The sequence below is a fragment of the Amycolatopsis sp. NPDC004079 genome, assembly GCF_040610415.1.
Lineage (GTDB): Bacteria > Actinomycetota > Actinomycetes > Mycobacteriales > Pseudonocardiaceae > Amycolatopsis > Amycolatopsis halotolerans.
The window spans coordinates 23,054-41,345 of record NZ_JBEXMH010000073.1; the positions used below are offsets into that span (position 1 = coordinate 23,054).

The following is an 18,292-nucleotide window of genomic DNA, read 5'->3' on the forward strand; positions in this document are numbered from 1 at the left end:
GCGACGGTCTCACGCTCCGAGCGGCGACGCCATCAGGCTCCAGTTTGGAGGCAACTTCCTTCGTGACGACCGTGCCGACGCTCCTGCCAGGAGACGAGCAGCGTCAGACTCTGGGATTGAAGGCAACTCCCCCGTGGTGACCCGCCCGCGGTCCCGCCCGGGGCAGAGCAGGCCAGCGTCACGCCCAGTCTTGAAAGCGACCCCTCTGTGGCGACCCTGCCTGCGATCCGGCCGGAGCCAGACCGGAGGCAGACCAGAGGCAGAGCAGCGACGGCGTCAGACTCCCGTCTTGAAGGCGACCTCCTCCGTGACGACCGTGCCCGCGGTCCGGCCCGGAGCGGTCTGGTGGCCCCAGTACAGGTTCGTGTGCGCGATGACCTGCGCAGGCTGCGGGGCTCCCCACTTGGTGAGGTCGTCTGTCGTGTGGGCGTCGCTCACCAAGGTCGCGTCGTAGCCTCGGGCGAAGGCTCCATGGAGAGTGGAGCGGATGCAGGCGTCCGTTTGGGCTCCGCTCACCACCAGGTGGCCGACCTTCAGGTCAGCTAGCACTGCTTCCAGGGTGGTGTCTTCGAAGGAGTCGCCGTAAGACTTCTCGATCAGCGGTTCGGCGGGCGAGGGCGTCAGCTCCGGGACGAGGGCCCATTCGGCGCTGCCTTTCTCCAGGCCTTCGCCGGAGTGCTGCACCCAGACGACGGGGACCTCGGCCGCCCGGGCTTTGTCAACCAGGGCGGCTACGTTCGCTACGACGGCGTCGCGCTCGTGTGCGTCAGCGACGACGCCGTTCTGGACGTCGACGACGAGGAGTGCGGTGTTCGGGCGGTCGTTGAGCGTGGTCATCGGGTCTTCCCTCCAGTCAGGTACCGCTCACGCTAGACCCGGCCACCGACAAAAAACGCGGCAATCACTCCGGGCGCAGGGCATCGTGCTGAGAAGACGGGCCGAATTCGGTTTCGAAGCGGGTCAGGAGGCGGGCCAGCACGGCGTTCAGGTCGGACAGGTCGTCCGCGCCTACGGCCGACACGAACAGGGCCTGTTCGCATTCGGTGCGTTTCTTCGTCGCGGCAGCCCAGCGGGCGCGGCCTTTGCGGGTCAGGCGGATGGGGCGGCTTCGGCCGTCCGAACCCGCGGCGACGCGTTCTACCAGGCCCGCTCGTTCCAGGCGGTCGATGCGGACGGTGACGGTGCCGGAGGTGACGCCCAGGCGGTCACCGAGCTCTTTCGGCGTCAGCACCGCGGCGCGGCCGGACCGGTGCAAAGCCGACAGCGCTTGCCAATCCCCCGTGCTGAATCCGTATTCCTCCGCCACGCCGCGCAGCACCTGTTCGAACTGCCGCGACAGCCGTCCGATCCGCTGCCGGGCCGCTTCGACCTGCTCGTCCACGCCCTCCGGCATCACGGCCAGCCATTCGGGCAGGCCCGCCCCCACTGAGTCCAACTGGACACTCCCTCGAAGCTCAAGGTAGTTTGGTTTGAGTACCAAGGTACCTGGTCCTGGGGAGGTTCGCGTGTCCGGACGCGTCTGGTTCATCACGGGAGCGAGCAGCGGGTTCGGCCGCGTGCTCGCGGAAACTGTGCTGGCGCGCGGGGAAAAGGTCGTGGCCACGGCTCGCGACACCACGGCGCTCGACGGGTTGAGGACAGTCAAGGCCCGGCTGGACGTCACGGATCCGGCGTCGGTGGAAGCGGCGGTGAGCGCGGCGATCAGCGAGTACGGACGGATTGACGTGCTCGTCAACAACGCGGGCCACGGGCTGGTGGGGGCACTTGAGGAACTGACCGACGCGCAGGCGCGGCAGGTGCTCGAGACCAACGTGTTCGGCGTCCTGAACGTCACTCGCGCCGTGCTGCCGCATCTGCGGGCGCGGCGCAGCGGGCACATCGTGCAGCTGTCGTCGGTCGGCGGGGTGGTCGGGAACCCGGGGCACGCGTTGTACGCGACGTCGAAGTTCGCGCTCGAGGGGATGTCCGAGGCGCTCGCCGGGGAGGTCGCGCCGCTCGGGATCCGGGTGAGCCTGGTGGAACCGGGGCCGTTCCGGACGGACTTCGCCGGGCGGTCGATGACGTTCTCCGAGCCCATCGACGACTATCGCGACACTCCGACAGGCGTGCTGCGCCAACGGTTTTCCGCGCAGGACGGCGCGCAGCCGAACGATCCGGCGAAGGCCGCCGAGGCGATCGTCAAGCTGGTCGACACGCCGGACGCCCCGCTGCGGCTGCCGCTCGGGCCCGAGGCGGTGAACCGGATCCGGGCGAAGCTGGAGCAGCAGCTCGCGGATCTGGCGGCGTGGGAGGAAGTTTCGCTGGACACGCGCTATCCGGACGACTGAACGAACTCAGCCGTCCGGATGGTCCAGCGGGTCAGCCCACGGGGCCTTCGGCGGGCACGACGGTGACGTTCTGCTGCTGACCGGTCTGGTCGACGACGGTCACGGTCAGCTTGTCGCCCGGGTGGTGCTGGTCCATCAGGGTGGTCAGCGTGGTGGGCGAGTCGACCGCTTTGCCGTCCACCGCGGTGATCACGTCGCCAGCGGCCAGGCCTGCCTTCGCGGCGGCACCGTCGGGGACGACCTGCTGGATCGCCGCGCCTGAGCCGGATCCGCCCTGCTGCTGCTGTTGTTGCTGTTGCTGTTGTTGCTGCTGTTGCTGCTGCCCGGCGTCGCTGACGGTCACGCCCAGGAACGCGCTCTTTCCAATGTGGACAGTGTCCGAACCGGTGCCGCCGACGATCTCGTGGGCGATGGAGATCGCCTGGTTGATCGGGATCGCGTAGCCCTCGTTCCCGCTGGACCCCTGCGAGCCATTGCCCTGCGAACCATTGCCCTGCGAGTCGCCTGGGGAGTCGCCCTGCGAGCCGCTTCCGGGGAAGCCGTTGCCGAGCCCGCCGTGGCTGCGACGTCCGCCGCCGCCGTTGAACTGGTACCCGGCCGAGGCCGCGGTGTCCACGCCGATGACCTGGCCCTGCGCGTTCACGAGCGGGCCGCCGGAATCGCCGGACTGGATGTTGGCGTCGACCTGGATCAGGTCCTTCAGCTGCTCGGACGAGCTGTTCGATTCGTCGGACGCGGTGATCGACTGGTTCAGCGCGGTCACCCGTCCGCCCGCCGGGATCGGCGCTCCCCCGGCGCCGCCGGCGTTGCCGAGGCCGACGACCGCGTCGCCGACCTTGACCGAGGACGAATCGCCGAGCGCCTCCGTGGCCAGCCCGGAAGCGTCGTTCAGCTTGAGCACCGCGACGTCGTGGCTGCGGTCGTAGCCGAGCACGGACGCGGTGTACGTCTGGCCGTTGCCGATGTCGGTGACCTTGATGCTGGTCGCGCCCTCGACGACGTGGTTGTTCGTGAGCACCTCGCCGTCGGCGGTGAGCACGATGCCGGTGCCCGCGGCGGCCGCGCCCTGATAACCGAGCTCGGTGTTGATGTTGACGATGCCCGCGCTGACCTTCTTCGCGATCGCCTGCGGGTCGATCGCCGTGTTCGACGGGTTGGTCTGGTTGCCGATCGAACCGAAGTTCTGGTTCCCGGAGACTCCGGGTGGCGCGGACGGCGTCCACACGAAGTGCCCGACCCCGAGCCCGACGGCGACCGACAACGCGATCGCGCCGACCGTGACGGCCGCGGTCCGCAACGGGTGACTCGCCCGCCGCGGCCGGTGGTACGGCGTGGCGAACTGCTGGGTCGGGTGCGGCTGACCGGCGTACTGGCCGCCGGGCTGCGGGCCGTACGCGCCGGGCGGCGGGTTCCAGGCCTGCTGCTGTCCCCAGCCCTGCTGGTACGGCTGACCCGCTCCCGGCGAATAGGGATGCGCCGGTCCGCCGTAGCCGGGCTGTCCCTGGTCCTGCCCGCCTCGCTCCTGCTCGTTCATGGTCCGCTCCCGCGTCTCGTGACCCTCCGCCAGCTCAGCAAACACCCGGTACCTGAGATTTTCCTTGCCGTCGTCCGTGCGGAAGCTGTGTACCCGCGCGGGCGGCACGAAGAAGCCCCGCCCGGCTCGGAAAAGAGCCGGACGGGGCCCGCGGAGACCGCGCCTTCTCCGCGCCGCCGGGATTCCGGCGGCGAGGGTGGTCAGCTCACGTGCACGTAGTCGACCACCAGCTGTTGCGGGAACTGGGTGTTGCCGTCCGGGTCGCCCGGCCAGTCGCCGCCCACCGCGAGGTTGAGGATCAGGTAGAACGGGTGGTCGTACACCCATTTCTTGCCGTTCAGGTCCGCCGGGGTACGGGTTTGGTAGGCCTGCCCGTCGACCAGCCAGACGATCTTGTTCGGCGACCAGTCGACCGCGTAAGTGTGGAAGTCGTCGGAGAAATTCGGGCCGTTGAACGCCGCGCCGATGCCGCCCGCCCCCGAATAACCGGGGCCGTGGATGGTGCCGTGCACGGTGTTCGGCTCCTTGCCGATGTTCTCCATCACGTCGATCTCGCCGTCATCGGGCCACTGCCCGCCGCCGAGCATCCAGAACGCGGGCCACATTCCTTGCCCGCGCGGCAGCTTCATCCGCACTTCCATATGCCCGTACGCCTGGCTGAACTTGCCGGCGGTGTTGAGCCGCGCCGAGGTGTACTGGCACGCGCCGTACCAGCAGTTGTTGCCGGAGTTCTCTTTCTTGGCGGTGATCACGAGGTGGCCTTGGCCGTCGAGCGCGCCGTTCGCCGCGCCCGAGGTGTACCACTGCCGTTCGTGGTTGTTGCCGTTGTTGTCGCCGGTTTCGTAGCTCCACTTGCCCCCGTCGGCGGGTGCGCCCGCAGGGCCGTTGAAGTCGTCGGAGAACCCGGCGGCCGGAGCGGCTGCGGGGGCGGCATTCCCGGCGGGCGTCAGCGCGACCGCACTGGCGACGGCGAGCGCCGCGGGAATCGCGAGCCGCCGCCAGCGGGAGGAGGTGTGCGTGGACGTCATCGTCATCCCTCAATCACTCGAGGGGCGGCCTGGCGGCGCCACCCCGGGTTTGTTGTGGATGGCAACAAAGTATGCCCACCAGCGCCTTCACCGGCAAGACGTTCCGTGGGTCATTTTCCGACCGGCACCGGGAAAGGCGCTCCCGGAAGGAATTCCGGGCAAGGCCGGATGACCGGACGGGCAAGCGGTCCGGCCATCCGGCTTGATCAGTACCGGAACTGCTGCAGCTGACGTCCGTCCGCCGACGGCGCCCAGCCGATGCGGCCGGCCGGGTCGAGCTGCGCCGAGCGCTCGGTCAGCGGGTCGAACTCGCCGCCGAACGGACCGGCCACGAAGTTCAGGCCCGGCACCACCGCAACCGGTTTCCCGGCGGCGAGGTCGACGACCGCGAACTGGCTCGTCGCGTTGTTGTCGGTGACCACGCCGCCGACCTTGCCGAACTGCGACAGCACCGGCGGCGTCCGGAACGCCTCCAGCCCGAGGCGGTGCACGCCGTCGACCGCCAGGAAGCCGCCCTTCTGCTTGCGCACGCCGATGGTGCCCGCCGGCGCCAGCGTCGCCTCGTCGACCGACACCAGCGACGACGTGCCGACGATGTTGAGGCTGATCGCGCGGTAGTCCGACTGGTAGATCCGCCCGGCTCCGGAGTCGACCGCCAGCCCGGTCGCGCATCCGCTGCCGCCGTCCGCCCGCCGGACCTCTCCGGAGTTCAGGTCGACGCGAGCCACCGGACCGGCACCGCCGCTGAAGCAGATCAGGCTGCTGTTGGCCCGGCTCAGGTAGACGTAGCCGTTCGCCGGATCGAGGTCGAGCATCCGGTACGCGCCTGCCCCCACGCCCGGCGGGTCGGCGGGCACTGGCTTGCCGAACGTGCCCGTGGCGAGGTCGAGCGGAAGCACCGTATCGGCGTTGTCGCCGTCGTGGTGTGCCAGGAGCGCGGCACGGTGGTGCACCGGATCGACGCGTCCGCCGTCGAGCGAGTAACCGGTTGCGGAGGCGCTGGCGACGAGCTTGCCCGAAGCCGTGTCGTAAGTCTCCACAGTGGACTGATCGCCGCCGAAGTGCAGCAGTGCCAGCCGATGCGCGTCTGGATCTGCGCCGAGGACCTGGTATCCGCGGTCCGGCGATTCGTCGCTGGCGAGTGCCCGGCCGTAGGTGCCCTTGGCGGTGTCGTACTCCCGCACCGACTCCCCCGCGCCGGGTTCGCGCAGCGCGACGTACGACGTTCCGGTGGCCGATGCGGCGAAGCTCGTCACCACGGTGTCGCCTGGCGCGAGTCCGTCGTCGACGGTGAGGAAGGACGTGGGCGAGGCCTGGCCGAGGATCCGTCCGTGCGCGTCGGTCGCGAAGACTCGGACGTTGTAGGACAGCGAACCGCCCAGACCGAGCTTGCCCGCGTCCAGTGATGCAGTGCCATTGCGGCCGGGAAGCTGTTGGTAGGCAACCGATCCGGCACTCGGGCCGCCTGCGTCCCGGGTGTCGCCGTTCGCGTTCGTCACGGTGTTGAGCGATTTGAACAGCGTCGGTGCGGGTGCGGAAAACTCGACCGCCGCACCGGTCGCGCCGTGAATGCCGCGGACGTCGTAGCCGACCGAGAATCCCGGTGCGGCGCGGGTGATCTCCGCGTGGTGGCCAGTGCCGAGGATGGGCGCGTCCGGCCGTTGTCCGGCATCGCCGCCGACGCGAACCGCGGTGAACTCGCCGTACACCGGATCGCCGACGCTGCCGGTGACCGAGCGCTGCACGATTCCGATGCCGTAGATCCCGCTGCCGGAGGCGAATGCCGTGGCTGGCACGAGAATGTCTCCGGACGTCGCGAGCAGCGGGGCGGTAAAGGTGGTGCCGAACAGCGGGGCGCTGACCGGGCTCCAGTGGCCGAGCGTCGAGACGACCAGCTGCGGGTTCGACAGGTTGCGGACGCCGGTGAGGTCGTAGTGCACGCTAGTCGACTGTCCGCTGTGGACAGTCGCGGGCGCGACCGGGGCCTGTGCTTCGGCGTAGGTGCCGTCGGTCGGGCCGAAAGTCAGCGTTCGGGTGGCCGACGCGATCGGCCAGCCCGCGATCCGGACCTCGAAGGTGACCGGGACGCTCCGGTCTATTGTTGCTACGACGGGCATTCCGGCCGCAGTCAGGAGTTCGGTCGGGCTCAGCCGGACCGCGGGTACCGCTGAGCGGAACTCCTTGCCGCCGACCTTCACCGCGTACGACGCGCCCGGCGGTGCGCCCACGACGTCGGCTCCGATCGTGACCGGGCCGACCAGGCCTTCGCCGGTGCCGTTGGTGGCGAGGTCGATCCGGCCGTCCGGCGCGTCCTCCAGGAACGCAGCGCCGAGACCGCCGGTGGTCACCCGGTGTGCGACCGAGACCCGCGCGATCGCCGGAGCAGTGTGGACGCCGAGTACGGACTGGAGAGCGGCAGTCACGTCGAGCTGCGGTCCGACGGTCACCGGCCGGTCTGCCTGCGGCGGGGTCGAGACCGGTCGCGCTGAATGCGTCAGCACGTTCCGGACGTCGAGCGGGTTCATCGGGCGGCCAGTCAGTTTCGCCGCTTGGAGCACGACGGCTGCCGCGGCGGCGGTCATCGGCGCGGAGGCCGAGGTTCCGCCGTTCAGCACGGGCGTCACGTCTTGCGCGGAGCCGTGTTCGGTGTGCTGATAGACGAGAATTCCGTCGCTGGGCGCGGAAATGTTGACCCGCGAGCCGAAGCCGGACGAGTAAGCCGCGCTGCCGTTGAAGCGGGTCGTGGCGTATGTCGGGTTGTGCGCGGCTGGCGTGCCCGAGCGCTGCGGCACCGAGAGGGTGTCGTCCAGTGTCGTGCCGCCGACAGCGATCGCGCCGCTGTCGAGGACCTTGGTCGGGGTCGTGGAGTACGCGTCGTCGTCGATGTCGGTGGTGTCACCAGCGTTGCGAGTTACGTCGGTGGGCGTGCTGCCGCCGTCCGGGCCGACCGCGGTCGGCGTGTACAGCCGGGTTCCGTCGTTGGCCGAGATGGTGACGACGATGTGGTACTGGTGCACGATCGTGCTGACCACGGACTGCAGCACCGGATCGTCTTCCAGGTACCGACCGGGGAAGCCGACGGTGTCCGTGCCTTCGCCGAGGCTCGCGGTGATCACGTCTGGCCGCGGCGTCTGCCGGGCGGCGGCCAGCAGCGAAACCGCGATCTGGTCGACGGTCGGCTCCTGCGGCACGACGAGCCGGTACTGCGCGCCCGGCGCGATGCCGAGCAGGTCCGTGTAGCCGGAACCGGTCGCGTCCGGCCGCTGCGCGTCGTGCGGGAGCGGGGCCATCACGCCGAAGTCGAGCAGCACTTCGCCGAGCCCCGGGTCCTGGCCCTCCGCCGAGCCGAGCGGGTCCAGGCGGCCGGACGGGCTCGCCGTGTAGGTCGGGATCAGCGGCATGGACGGAAGATCGAGGTAACGCTGGCCGTCGCGGACGATCGTCGTCGGGCCGTAGGTGCGGACGTACTGGTCGCCAGAGTCGGCCATGCCCTGGTCGGTCAGGTCGCCGATGGAGACGTTGGTGATGATTTGGCCGGTGCCGGGCAGTTGGCCGTACTTCGATTTCAGCAGGCTGTACGCGCCGAGTGCGTTGGTGCCGCCCGCGTTGAGGTAGCTCTCCGCCGAGGAGCTGACGCCGTAGTTGTCCGGCAGCGGCGCGGGCGGCTTGGCCTGCGCGCGTTTCTGCTGCGCGGCCTGGACGGACGGTTGTGGTACCGGGACTGGACCGGTGGACATCGCGGACACGCGGCGGTTCACGCGGGCGCTCACCACACCGGGCGTCTTCGACAGCTTTTGCGCGGCCTGGGCTGCGTCTGTGCCACGAAGGTGCACCAGGACGGTCTTCGAGAGTGCGGGAACGTCGGTGGCGTCAGGGAAGACGGGCTCTACCGACGTTGCGCCGACATCAGTGAGAGCAGCGTTGACAACGTTGTCGGAAGTGCGAGCGGCCCGCTTGCCCGCCGCAATCGGCGGGCCTGTCACGGATGTCGACGGCGCTAGCCGCAGGACGACGTCGTGGGGTTGCTGACGGGTGAAGGCGGCGCGGACCGCGTCGTCGGTCGGGGCGAAATCGCCGAGTGCGGACGTACCTTGGGCAAGCGGCAGCACGGTTTTCGCGACAGTCTTGCCGTGGGCGTCGGTGCGGGTCGCGGTGCCGTCGGCGGCGAGCGTGACCGCTCCCCCGTCCGGCATCGCGACATGTCTGGACGGTGGCTGATCCGGTGGCGCCGAGGCGGAAGCCGGAGCCGCGGCGAGGCCGCACAGCGTCACCGCGGCGGTGGCCGAGGCGACGAGGATGCGCAGCGAGGACGTTCGGGCGCGAGACACAGCGCCCCCTTTCAGGTCGGGGGGACGGGGGTCAGTGGTCGGATCAATTTCCCAGCTCGCGACGGCGTGGCGCAAGATAGCCACCATGACCAATAGTCGCCAGGTGGCGGATTCCCGCCAGACCGCGCCGGATTTGTCCGCGCTCGGCCTGCCGCCCGCGGACATCCGGGTCTATACCGCGCTTGTCGGGCATCCGCGCACCCGGGCGGCGGACGTGGCCGAGCAATGCGGGCTGTCCGCGCAGCAGGTGTCGCGCGCACTTTCCCGGTTGACCGCAGCCGGATTGGCGAGCCGTGTGCCCGGAAGACCGGCGCGTTATCTCGCCGCGCCGCCCGATCTCGCGCTCGGCGCGCTGGCCGCGGAACGGGCCGCCGAGCTGCGCGAAGCACGGGCGAAAATCGAAGAACTGATGGAAGTGCACCGCGAGGCGAGCCGGTTCACGCATCCGGCGGAGCTGGTCGAGGTGGTCACCGGGACGGAGAACATCGACAGCCGCGTGCTGCGGTTGCAGGAGGAGGCCCGGACACAGATCCGAGGTTTCGACCGGCCGCCGTACGTCAAGCCGCCCGGCGCGAACCTCGGCGAGGAACAACGGCGGTTGAAAGCGGGCATCGCCTATCGGGTCATTTACGCGCAAGCCGCCATCGCCGTGCCGGGCCGGTTGCGCGGCGACATCCTGGCCAGCCACGGCGAAAAGTCGCGGGTGCGGCCGACGCTGCCGATCAAGATGGTGATGGCGGACGAGAAGGTCGCGGTGATCCCGATCAGCTCGTCGCCGCACGTCGTGGACGCCGCGTACATCATTCACGCGTCGGCGTTGCTGGACGCGCTGGTCACGCTCTTCGAGGCGGAGTGGGACCGGGCGGTGCCGATCACACGGGCGCTGACCGGCGGGGACCGGGATACCGCCACGCTGCTCACGCTGCTGGCGTCCGGGCAGACGGACGCCGGGATCGCCCGCGCGCTCGGGTGGAGCGCGCGGACCACGCAGCGCCGGGTCCAGCGGCTGATGACGGAACTGAACGCCACGACCCGGTTTCAGGCCGGGATGAACGCCATGGCCCGCGGGTTGCTGTGATGAGGTCCGTGAGGGCCACCTTCAGGGACTCTGAGTCCCTCAGGGTTCCCCTCACGACCCTCACCTGTCCGTGAGGGGCCCCTTCACGGACTTGGATTCCCTCAAGGGGCCCTTCACGGACGCCAGCAGCGGTGCGCGGGGTGGCGGTGGCGGTAGCGGGCCTCAGTCCTCAGTGGACGGACGTTCCTCCAGCAACCACAACACCCCGCTCGGCGGAAGCTGCACCACCGCCGACGCGGGCTGACCGTGCCAAGGCTCCTCAGACGCCTCCACCGCTCCCAAGTTCCCGACCCCCGAGCCGCCGAACGACTCCGCGTCCGTGTTCAGCACCTCGGTCCACCGGCCCGCAGCGGGAAGGCCGACCCGGTAATCATGGTGCGGAACCCCGGCGAAGTTGGCGATGCAGGCCAGCCGCGAGCCGTCCACACCGAGGCGCAGGAAGCTCAGCACGTTCCCGGCCGAGTCGTTCGCGTCGATCCAGCGGAAGCCCTCGGGCCGGACGTCGCCGCTGAACAGCGCCGCGGTGTCCCGGTAGATCGCGTTCAGCTGCCGGATCAGGTCGCGCACTCCGCGGTGCAGCGGGGTTTCCAGCAGGTGCCAGTCCAGCGACCGCGACTCCGACCATTCGCGCGGCTGGCCGAACTCGCCGCCCATGAACAGCAGCTGCTTGCCGGGATGCGCCCACATGAACGCCAGCAGCGAGCGCAGGCCGGCCGCCTTGTTCCAGTCGTCGCCGGGCATCCGTTCCCACAGCGAACCCTTGCCGTGCACCACTTCGTCGTGCGACAGCGGCAGGACGAAGTTCTCGCTCCACGCGTACACGAGCGAGAACGTCATCTCGTTGTGGTGGTACGCCCGGTGGATCGGCTCGTGCGACAGGTAACGGAGCGTGTCGTGCATCCAGCCCATGTTCCACTTGAAGCCGAAACCCAGGCCGCCCAAGTGCGTCGGGCGCGTGACGCCGGGCCAGGCGGTGGACTCCTCGGCCACCATCACCACGCCGGGGTGTCGCTTGTAGACAGTCGCGTTCAGTTCCTGCAGAAACCTTACGGCGTCGAGGTTTTCCCGGCCGCCGTACTCGTTCGGCAGCCACTCGCCGTCCTTGCGCGAGTAGTCGAGGTACAGCATCGAGGCGACCGCGTCGACGCGCAGGCCGTCGAGGTGGAACTCCTCCAGCCAGAACAGCGCGTTCGCGACGAGGAAGTTGCGCACCTCGTTGCGGCCGAAGTTGAACACGAGCGTGCCCCAGTCCGGCTGTTCGCCGCGGCGCGGGTCCTCGTGCTCGTACAGCGGGCTGCCGTCGAACCTCGCCAGTGCCCAGATGTCGCGCGGGAAGTGCGCGGGAACCCAGTCCACGAGCACGCCGATGCCGCGCTGGTGCAGATGATCGACCAGGTACCGGAAGTCGTCCGGCGAACCGAAGCGCGACGTCGGCGCGTAGTACGACGTGACCTGGTAGCCCCACGAGCCGCCGAACGGATGCTCCGCCACCGGCAGGAATTCGACGTGCGTGAAGCCGGTTTCCTCGACGTAGTCGGCCAGTTGGTCGGCCATCTCGCGGTAGCCGAGCCCGGGCCGCCACGAGCCGAGGTGCACCTCGTACACGCTCATCGGCGCGTCCGCCCAGTCGGTGGCCTCGCGCCGGGCGATCCAGTCGTCGTCGCCCCAGGCATACGACGATTCGGTCACCTTCGACGCGGTCGCGGGCGGCACCTCGGTGGCGAACGCCATCGGGTCGGCCTTCTCGTGCCAGTGCCCGTCCGCGCCGAGGATGCGGAATTTGTAGCAGCTGCCCAAGGAAACGCCGGGGACGAACAGCTCCCACACGCCCGAAGACCCGAGCGAGCGCATCGGGTGGCCGCGGCCCTCCCACGCGTTGAAGTCGCCGATCACCCGCACGCCGCGCGCGGTCGGCGCCCACACCGCGAAAGACACGCCTTCGACGACGCCATTCGGAGTGTCGTACCGGCGCACGTGCGCGCCCAGCACGTCCCACAGCCGCTCGTGCCGTCCTTCGCCGATGAGGTGCTGGTCCAGCTCCCCCACCGTCGGCAGCCAGCGGTACGGATCGTCGGTGACGACAGTGTGGTTGTCGTAGCCGACTTCGATCCGGTAGTCGCCCGGATGTTCCGGCAGCACCGCGGCGAACAGCGCGTCCGCCACGCGCTCCAGCGGAACGCGGCGCTCGCCCGCGACGACGGACACCGACGTCGCGCCCGGACGAAGCGCGCGCACGACGATGTCGCTGCCGTCGGTGTGCACGCCGAGCACCGAATGCGGGTCGTGGTGCTCGCCTGCCAGCAGCCGGTCGATGTCGAGCGGAGACGGCGCCGCCGAAGGCAGTTCCGCGGGGACAGCGTTCACGGGGGTCACTCGCTTCCGTCGGTGCTGCGGGCGATCGCCGCCAGGGGCACGCTCAGCCAGTCCGGCCGGTTCGCGTGCTCGTAGGCGACCTCGTACACGGCTTTGTCCAGTTCAAAGGCGCGGAGCAGGCCCGCCTGCGCCTGCGGGTCGCCCACCGGGCCGCCGGCGCGGGCGTACCCGGAGCAGAACGCGGCGCGGTTGCGCCGGGCCCATTCCATCGCGTGCCGGGTCACGTCCGCGTTCTCGGGCTGCCCGACGAGCCGCTGGTGCGCCGCGTAGTCGAACGACCGGAGCATGCCCGCGACGTCCCGCAGCGGCGAGCGCAGCGCGTGCCGTTCCGCGACCGGGGCGGCCGGTTCGCCTTCGAAGTCCAGCAACAGCCATCCGTTGACGGTACGCAGCACCTGGCCCAAGTGCAGATCGCCGTGGATGTACTGCATGACGATCGGCGACTCGTGCGCGCGCACCGTTTCGAACACTTCGCGCAGCGCGGGCGCGTACACGGCCAGCTCCGGGACCACGCTGGACACCTGGTCGAGGCGCTCGGTCATCGCGCGCACCGTGCGGTCCAGCTCGTCGCTGTCCGCGGGCTCGGTGCCGAGCGCGGTCGCCAGGTCCGCGTGCACCTCGGCCACCGCGGCGCCGAGCCGCTCGGACTCGCCCGCGAAGTCGCCGCCCGCCTCGGCCGCGGCCTGGTCCGGTTCGGCCAGCAGGTCCCGCACGCTCGTGGTCGCCATCGCCCAGCCGTCGACCGCGTCCGGCAGGAACTCCTGCAGCATCCCCATCGTCGCGGGCTCGCCGTGCAGTTCGCCGGAGATCGAGCCGACCACGCGGGCGATGTGCTTGCAGCCCGCGTCCTGCAGCGCGCGGTGCAGCAGCAGGTCCTTGTTCGTCCCCGCGCTGAGCTTGCGGAACAGCTTGAGGATGTACTGCCCGCCGTACACCAGCGAGGTGTTGCTCTGCTCGGCGGTGATCGGCCGCGAGCGCAGGCCGGGCTCGAGCGTCGCGTCCGGCTCCGCCGCGAACCGCAGCGGCCCGGCGGACCCGCCCGCCGCCATCCGGTCCAGCAGCCCGGCGGTGAGGTCCGCGTCGCCGCTCGCCTCGTAGAGGCCTTCGCCGAGCACCGCCGCCGAAGCGACCTCGGGAACCCCGGACCGGCGGCCGACCAGCAGCTGGTACGGCTCGGTGCGGTCGCCCTGCAGCACGTCGACGACCGTGTGCACCAGCAGCGGATCAGGCCCGGCCAGTACGGTCAGCTCGACCGGGCGGACCTCGTCGACCGGCCGGTCCTTGCCCGCGAACCAGCGCTGCGCGGGCAGCCAGTCCGGCAGCAGGGCGGTCAGCGCCCCGGACACCTCGGACAGTTCGGGCTGTGCGGGCGGGGAACCGTGGTGCGACAGCGGACTCACCTCATTCTTCCGGCTCGAGCAGCTGGAACCAGTAGAACCCGTGGCCGGGCAGCGTGAGCAGGTACGGCAGCTCGCCGATGTCCGGGAAGCGCACCCCGCCGGTCAGCTCGACGGGCGTCGCGCCCTGGTGCGCGGACAGGTCCAGCTCCACCGGCTGCGGGAAACGGGACAGGTTGTTGACGCAGACCACGACGTCCTCGCGGCCGTCCGGGCGCAGCCACCGGCGCTGGTAGGCGAGCACGCTCGGGTTGGAGCCGCCGAGGTCGGTGAAATCGCCCTGGCCGAACGCGTGGTGCTGCTTGCGCACCTCGATCATCCGGCGCGTCCAGTTCAGCAGCGACGACGCGTTGTCGGCCTGCGCCTCGACGTTGAGCGCCTGGTGCCCGTACACCGGGTCCATGATCACGGGCAGGTAGATGCGGCCGGGGTCGCAGGTGGAGAACCCGGCGTTGCGGTCCGGGGTCCATTGCATCGGGGTGCGGACGGCGTCGCGGTCGCCGAGCCAGATGTTGTCGCCCATGCCGATCTCGTCGCCGTAGTAGAGCACCGGCGACCCGGGCAGCGACAGCAGCAGCGCGGTGAACAGCTCCTGCTGGTCGCGGTCGTTGTCCAGCAGCGGGGCCAGCCGGCGGCGGATGCCGATGTTGGCCTTCATCCGCGGGTCCTTGGCGTACTCGGAGTACATGTAGTCGCGCTCTTCGTCGCTGACCATCTCGAGCGTGAGCTCGTCGTGGTTGCGCAGGAAGATGCCCCACTGCGTGCCGGACGGGATCTGCGGCGTCTGCAGCAGGATCTCCGAGATCGGGAACCGCGACTCCCGGCGCACCGCCATGAAGATCCGCGGCATCAGCGGGAAGTGGAACGCCATGTGGCATTCGTCGCCGCCGGACTCCGCGTCGCCGAAGTACTCGACCACGTCGGTCGGCCACTGGTTCGCCTCGGCCAGCAGGACCCGGCCGGGGTACTCGTCGTCGACGACCTTCCGGCAGCGCTTGAGGAAATCGTGCGTGCGCGGCAGGTTCTCGCAGTTGGTGCCCTCCTCTTCGAACAGGTACGGCACTGCGTCGAGCCGGAAGCCGTCGATGCCGATGTCGAGCCAGAACCGCAGCACGTCGATCATCGCGTCCTGCACGGCCGGGTTCTCGTAGTTCAGGTCCGGCTGGTGGGTGAAGAACCGGTGCCAGTAGAACTGGCCGCGCACCGGGTCGTAGGTCCAGTTCGACGTTTCGGTGTCGACGAAGATGATCCGCGCGTCCGCGTAGCGGGAGTCGTCGTCGCTCCACACGTAGTAGTCGCCGTACGGGCCGTCCGGGTCCGAGCGCGACTGCTGGAACCACGGGTGCGCGTCCGACGTGTGGTTCAGCACCAGGTCGGTGATCACCCGGATGCCGCGCCGGTGCGCCTCGTCGAGCAGGTACACGAAGTCCTCGACGCTGCCGAATTCCGGCAGCACGGCACGGAAATCGCTGATGTCGTAGCCGCCGTCGCGCAGCGGCGAGGCGTAGAAGGGCGGCAGCCACAGGCAGTCCACCCCGAGCCATTCGAGGTAGTCGAGCCTGCCCGCCAGCCCGCGCAGGTCGCCGGTGCCGTCGCCGTTCGAATCGGCGAACGCGCGCACCAGCACCTCGTAGAACACCGCGCTCTTGAACCATTCCGGGTCCTTCGGCGCCGCGTGCGCGTGCGCGAAGTCGTCCGCCTGCGGCTCGACCAGCAAGCCGTCGGCCGTCACCGCCTCCCCCGTGTGCGGCACGTCCGCCAGTCCCGCCGCGGCGCCGGGCCGGCTGTCTTCGTCCATCGTTCCACCTTGTCCTGAGTGCCTGTGCTGAATAGTGGTTATCCCGAACGGAGGCGGGATAACCACTCGCGAAATGCTGGTGCGGAGTTCAGGCCGCGAGCCTGCGGCGCAGCGCCACGATGTGCGCGACCGCCCGCCACGGTTCGAGCCGGACGAAGTTCGCCTGGCCCCAGTCCCACGTCTCGCCGGTGACCTCGTCGTGCGCGATGAGCCGCTCCGACCAGTCGAAGCTGAGGGAGGGCAGGTCGAGCCAGAGCGTGCCCTCGTGCGCTCCGTGCGGGTCGAGGTTCACCACCGTGACGACCGTGTCGCCGGTCGCCGGGTCCTGTTTGGAGTAGGCCAGCAGCGCTTCGCTGTCGACGTGGTGGAAGCGCAGCGACCGCATGCCCTGCAGCGCCGGGTGCGCGCGGCGGACGGCGTTGAGCCGGGTCAGCCACGGTTCCAGCGAACGGCCCTCGGCGAGCGCGCGGGCGAAATCGCGCGGGCGCAGCTGGTACTTCTCCGAGTCGAGGTACTCCTCGCTGCCCGGCCGCACCGCCTCGGATTCGAACAGCTCGTAGCCGGAGTACACGCCCCAGGTCGGCGACATCGTCGCGGCGAGCGCGGCGCGCAGCGCGAACATGCCCGGACCGCCGTGCTGCAGCGATTCGTGCAGGATGTCCGGAGTGTTCACGAAGAGGTTCGGGCGTCCGTGATCCCAGTGCTCGACGAGGTCCGTGCCGAACTCGGTCAGCTCTTCTTTCGTGGTGCGCCAGGTGAAATACGTGTAGCTCTGGGTGAAGCCGAGCTTCGCCAGCCCCCACAGCCGGGCCGGGCGGGTGAACGCCTCGGCGAGGAACAGCACGTCCGGATGCGCGTCCTTCACCGACTGGATCAGCCACGCCCAGAAGTCCGGCGGCTTGGTGTGCGGGTTGTCGACCCGGAAGATGCGCACCCCGTGCGACACCCAGTGCAGCACGACGCGCAGCACCTCGTCGTAGATGCCGCGCGGGTCGTTGTCGAAGTTGACCGGGTAGATGTCCTGGTACTTCTTGGGCGGGTTCTCCGCGTAGGCGATGGTGCCGTCCGGGCGGGTGGTGAAGAACTCCGGGTACTTGACCACCCACGGGTGATCGGGCGCGGCCTGCAGCGCGAGGTCGAGCGCGACCTCGAGCCCGAGTTCGTCCGCGCGCGCGGTGAAGGAGTCGAAGTCCTCGATCGTGCCGAGCTCCGGGTGGATCGCGTCGTGCCCGCCCTCGTCCGCGCCGATCGCCCACGGCGAGCCGACGTCGTCCGGCGTCGCGTCGAGGGTGTTGTTGGGGCCCTTGCGGTTCACCCGGCCGACGGGGTGCACGGGCGGCAGGTAGACGACGTCGAAACCCATGCCCGCGACGCGGTCCAGCTCGCGCTCGGCGGTGGCGAAGGTGCCGTGCACGGCGCGGCCCTGCGCGTCGACGCCGCCGGTCGAACGGGGGAAGAATTCGTACCAGGAACCGAAAGCGGCGCGTTTGCGGTCGACCCACAGCTTCAGCACGCGGCCCTTGGTGATCAGCTCGCGCACCGGGAAATCGTGCATGAGCTGGCGGACCTCGGGCGACAGCGCCGGGCCGACGCGCTCGGCGAGGTCGCGTTCGTCGTCGCGCAGCGCGGCCGCGGCCCCGGCGAGCAGCGGGCGCTCGGCCCGGCGCTCGGGGCGGCGCGACACCCGGTCGAGCAGCAGCGCCCCGCTCTCCAGGTCGTTGGCCAGCTCCCCCGGCCCCTGCCCGGCGGCGATCTTCACCTCGACCGCGTGCTCCCAGGTGGCCCACGGATCGCTCCACGCGTCGACGCGGTAGGTCCACATGCCCTCGGCGTCGGGCACGATCACCGCGCCGAACCGGTCGAGCCCCCGGCCCCGCTCGGCCATCCGCGTCTGGCGCGCGGCGCGATCGCCCGGACCGCGCCAGGCGACCGTCGCGGCGACCGCGTCGTGGCCCTCCCGCCAGACCGTGGCCGTGACGGGAAAATGTTCGCCTGCAACGGCTTTGGCCGGATATCGGCCGCAGCTGACAATGGGTGCGACGTCGTCGATCCCGAGCCTGCCGGTCATGGCAATGCCCCTTTTTCACGGTGGGTGGGAGTGTGGTCGGAGTGTGCCTCCGCGAGCACGGTCAGTGTGCCTGATTCCTCCAAAGCCGTTGACAGCGGGGCCTTTTTCGGAAATTCCCGCCACCCGGTCGGGCGAAACGCGCCCATTCGGCGGAACTCCCCGACGCATTCCCGTCTCCCGCCCGCAACACAAGCGCCGAATTGCGTTAACAATCGCCCGCCACGTTCCGGTGATTACCCGCCAGTACCACCCGGCGACAGGTCCGTGAAGGACTCCTTGCGGGAATCTGATTCCCGCAAGGAGTCCTTCACGGACCTCGGCCGGCCTACAGCTGCGGGATCTCGACTGTGTCCCGCGGCGC

The 18,292-nt window shown here is 70.0% G+C and carries 10 protein-coding genes and 1 pseudogene; 2 read left to right on the plus strand and 9 right to left on the minus strand.

Annotated features, from left to right (window positions below; translation table 11 throughout):
* Positions 1–276 precede the first annotated feature (276 nt).
* Together ABZX37_RS42145 and ABZX37_RS42150 are read right to left on the minus strand one after the other, a co-directional pair.
* Positions 277–837: an isochorismatase family protein gene (locus ABZX37_RS42145; protein ID WP_354749456.1), complete on the minus strand. Its 561-nt coding sequence runs from the start codon at positions 835–837 to the stop codon at positions 277–279.
* A gap of 64 nt (positions 838–901) precedes the next feature.
* The gene (locus ABZX37_RS42150; protein ID WP_354749473.1) at positions 902–1,426 is read right to left on the minus strand and encodes a MarR family transcriptional regulator; all 525 of its coding nucleotides are present in this window, start codon (positions 1,424–1,426) and stop codon (positions 902–904) included.
* Positions 1,427–1,505: 79 nt separating this feature from the next.
* On the opposite strand from ABZX37_RS42150, the gene ABZX37_RS42155 reads away from it, so the two are divergent.
* Positions 1,506–2,327, plus strand: coding sequence for an oxidoreductase (locus tag ABZX37_RS42155; protein WP_354749458.1), 822 nt, complete (start codon positions 1,506–1,508; stop codon positions 2,325–2,327).
* A gap of 31 nt (positions 2,328–2,358) precedes the next feature.
* Here ABZX37_RS42155 and ABZX37_RS42160 read toward each other — a convergent pair whose 3' ends face one another.
* From ABZX37_RS42160 to ABZX37_RS42170, 3 genes and pseudogenes are all read right to left on the minus strand, one after another.
* Entirely contained in the window at positions 2,359–3,861 is a 1,503-nt protein-coding gene (locus ABZX37_RS42160) for a trypsin-like peptidase domain-containing protein (protein WP_354749460.1), read from the minus strand.
* 203 nt (positions 3,862–4,064) lie between these two features.
* Positions 4,065–4,889: pseudogene (locus tag ABZX37_RS42165) on the minus strand (glycoside hydrolase family 16 protein); the annotation flags it as partial.
* 206 nt (positions 4,890–5,095) lie between these two features.
* Positions 5,096–9,217, minus strand: coding sequence for a S8 family serine peptidase (locus ABZX37_RS42170; RefSeq protein WP_354749462.1), 4,122 nt, complete (start codon positions 9,215–9,217; stop codon positions 5,096–5,098).
* Between the two features lie 85 nt (positions 9,218–9,302).
* Here ABZX37_RS42170 and ABZX37_RS42175 point away from each other — a divergent pair, with 85 nt between their 5' ends.
* The gene (locus ABZX37_RS42175) at positions 9,303–10,295 is read left to right on the plus strand and encodes a helix-turn-helix domain-containing protein (RefSeq protein WP_354749464.1); all 993 of its coding nucleotides are present in this window, start codon (positions 9,303–9,305) and stop codon (positions 10,293–10,295) included.
* Between the two features lie 162 nt (positions 10,296–10,457).
* Here the strand turns inward: ABZX37_RS42175 and glgB are convergent, their stop codons facing one another.
* From glgB to ABZX37_RS42195, 4 genes are all read right to left on the minus strand, one after another.
* Positions 10,458–12,659, minus strand: a complete 2,202-nt coding sequence (gene glgB, locus ABZX37_RS42180) for a 1,4-alpha-glucan branching protein GlgB (RefSeq protein WP_354749466.1) — start codon at positions 12,657–12,659, stop codon at positions 10,458–10,460.
* A gap of 5 nt (positions 12,660–12,664) precedes the next feature.
* Positions 12,665–14,068, minus strand: coding sequence for an aminoglycoside phosphotransferase (locus tag ABZX37_RS42185; protein ID WP_354749468.1), 1,404 nt, complete (start codon positions 14,066–14,068; stop codon positions 12,665–12,667).
* 1 nt (position 14,069) lies between these two features.
* Entirely contained in the window at positions 14,070–15,863 is a 1,794-nt protein-coding gene (gene treS, locus ABZX37_RS42190; protein WP_354749469.1) for a maltose alpha-D-glucosyltransferase, read from the minus strand.
* 88 nt (positions 15,864–15,951) lie between these two features.
* A complete protein-coding gene (locus tag ABZX37_RS42195) occupies positions 15,952–17,931 on the minus strand; it encodes an alpha-1,4-glucan--maltose-1-phosphate maltosyltransferase (RefSeq protein WP_354749471.1) in 1,980 nt (659 codons plus the stop codon).
* Positions 17,932–18,292: the final 361 nt, after the last annotated feature.

Excerpts from the sequence above, each read along its gene's own strand:
- ABZX37_RS42145 (WP_354749456.1), bottom strand. The coding sequence starts at position 837 with ATGACCACGCTCAACGACCGCCCGAACACCGCACTCCTCGTCGTCGAC.
- ABZX37_RS42160 (WP_354749460.1), bottom strand. The coding sequence starts at position 3,861 with ATGAACGAGCAGGAGCGAGGCGGGCAGGACCAGGGACAGCCCGGCTAC.
- ABZX37_RS42175 (WP_354749464.1), top strand. The coding sequence starts at position 9,303 with ATGACCAATAGTCGCCAGGTGGCGGATTCCCGCCAGACCGCGCCGGAT.
- treS (WP_354749469.1), bottom strand. The coding sequence starts at position 15,863 with ATGGACGAAGACAGCCGGCCCGGCGCCGCGGCGGGACTGGCGGACGTG.
- ABZX37_RS42195 (WP_354749471.1), bottom strand. The coding sequence starts at position 17,931 with ATGACCGGCAGGCTCGGGATCGACGACGTCGCACCCATTGTCAGCTGC.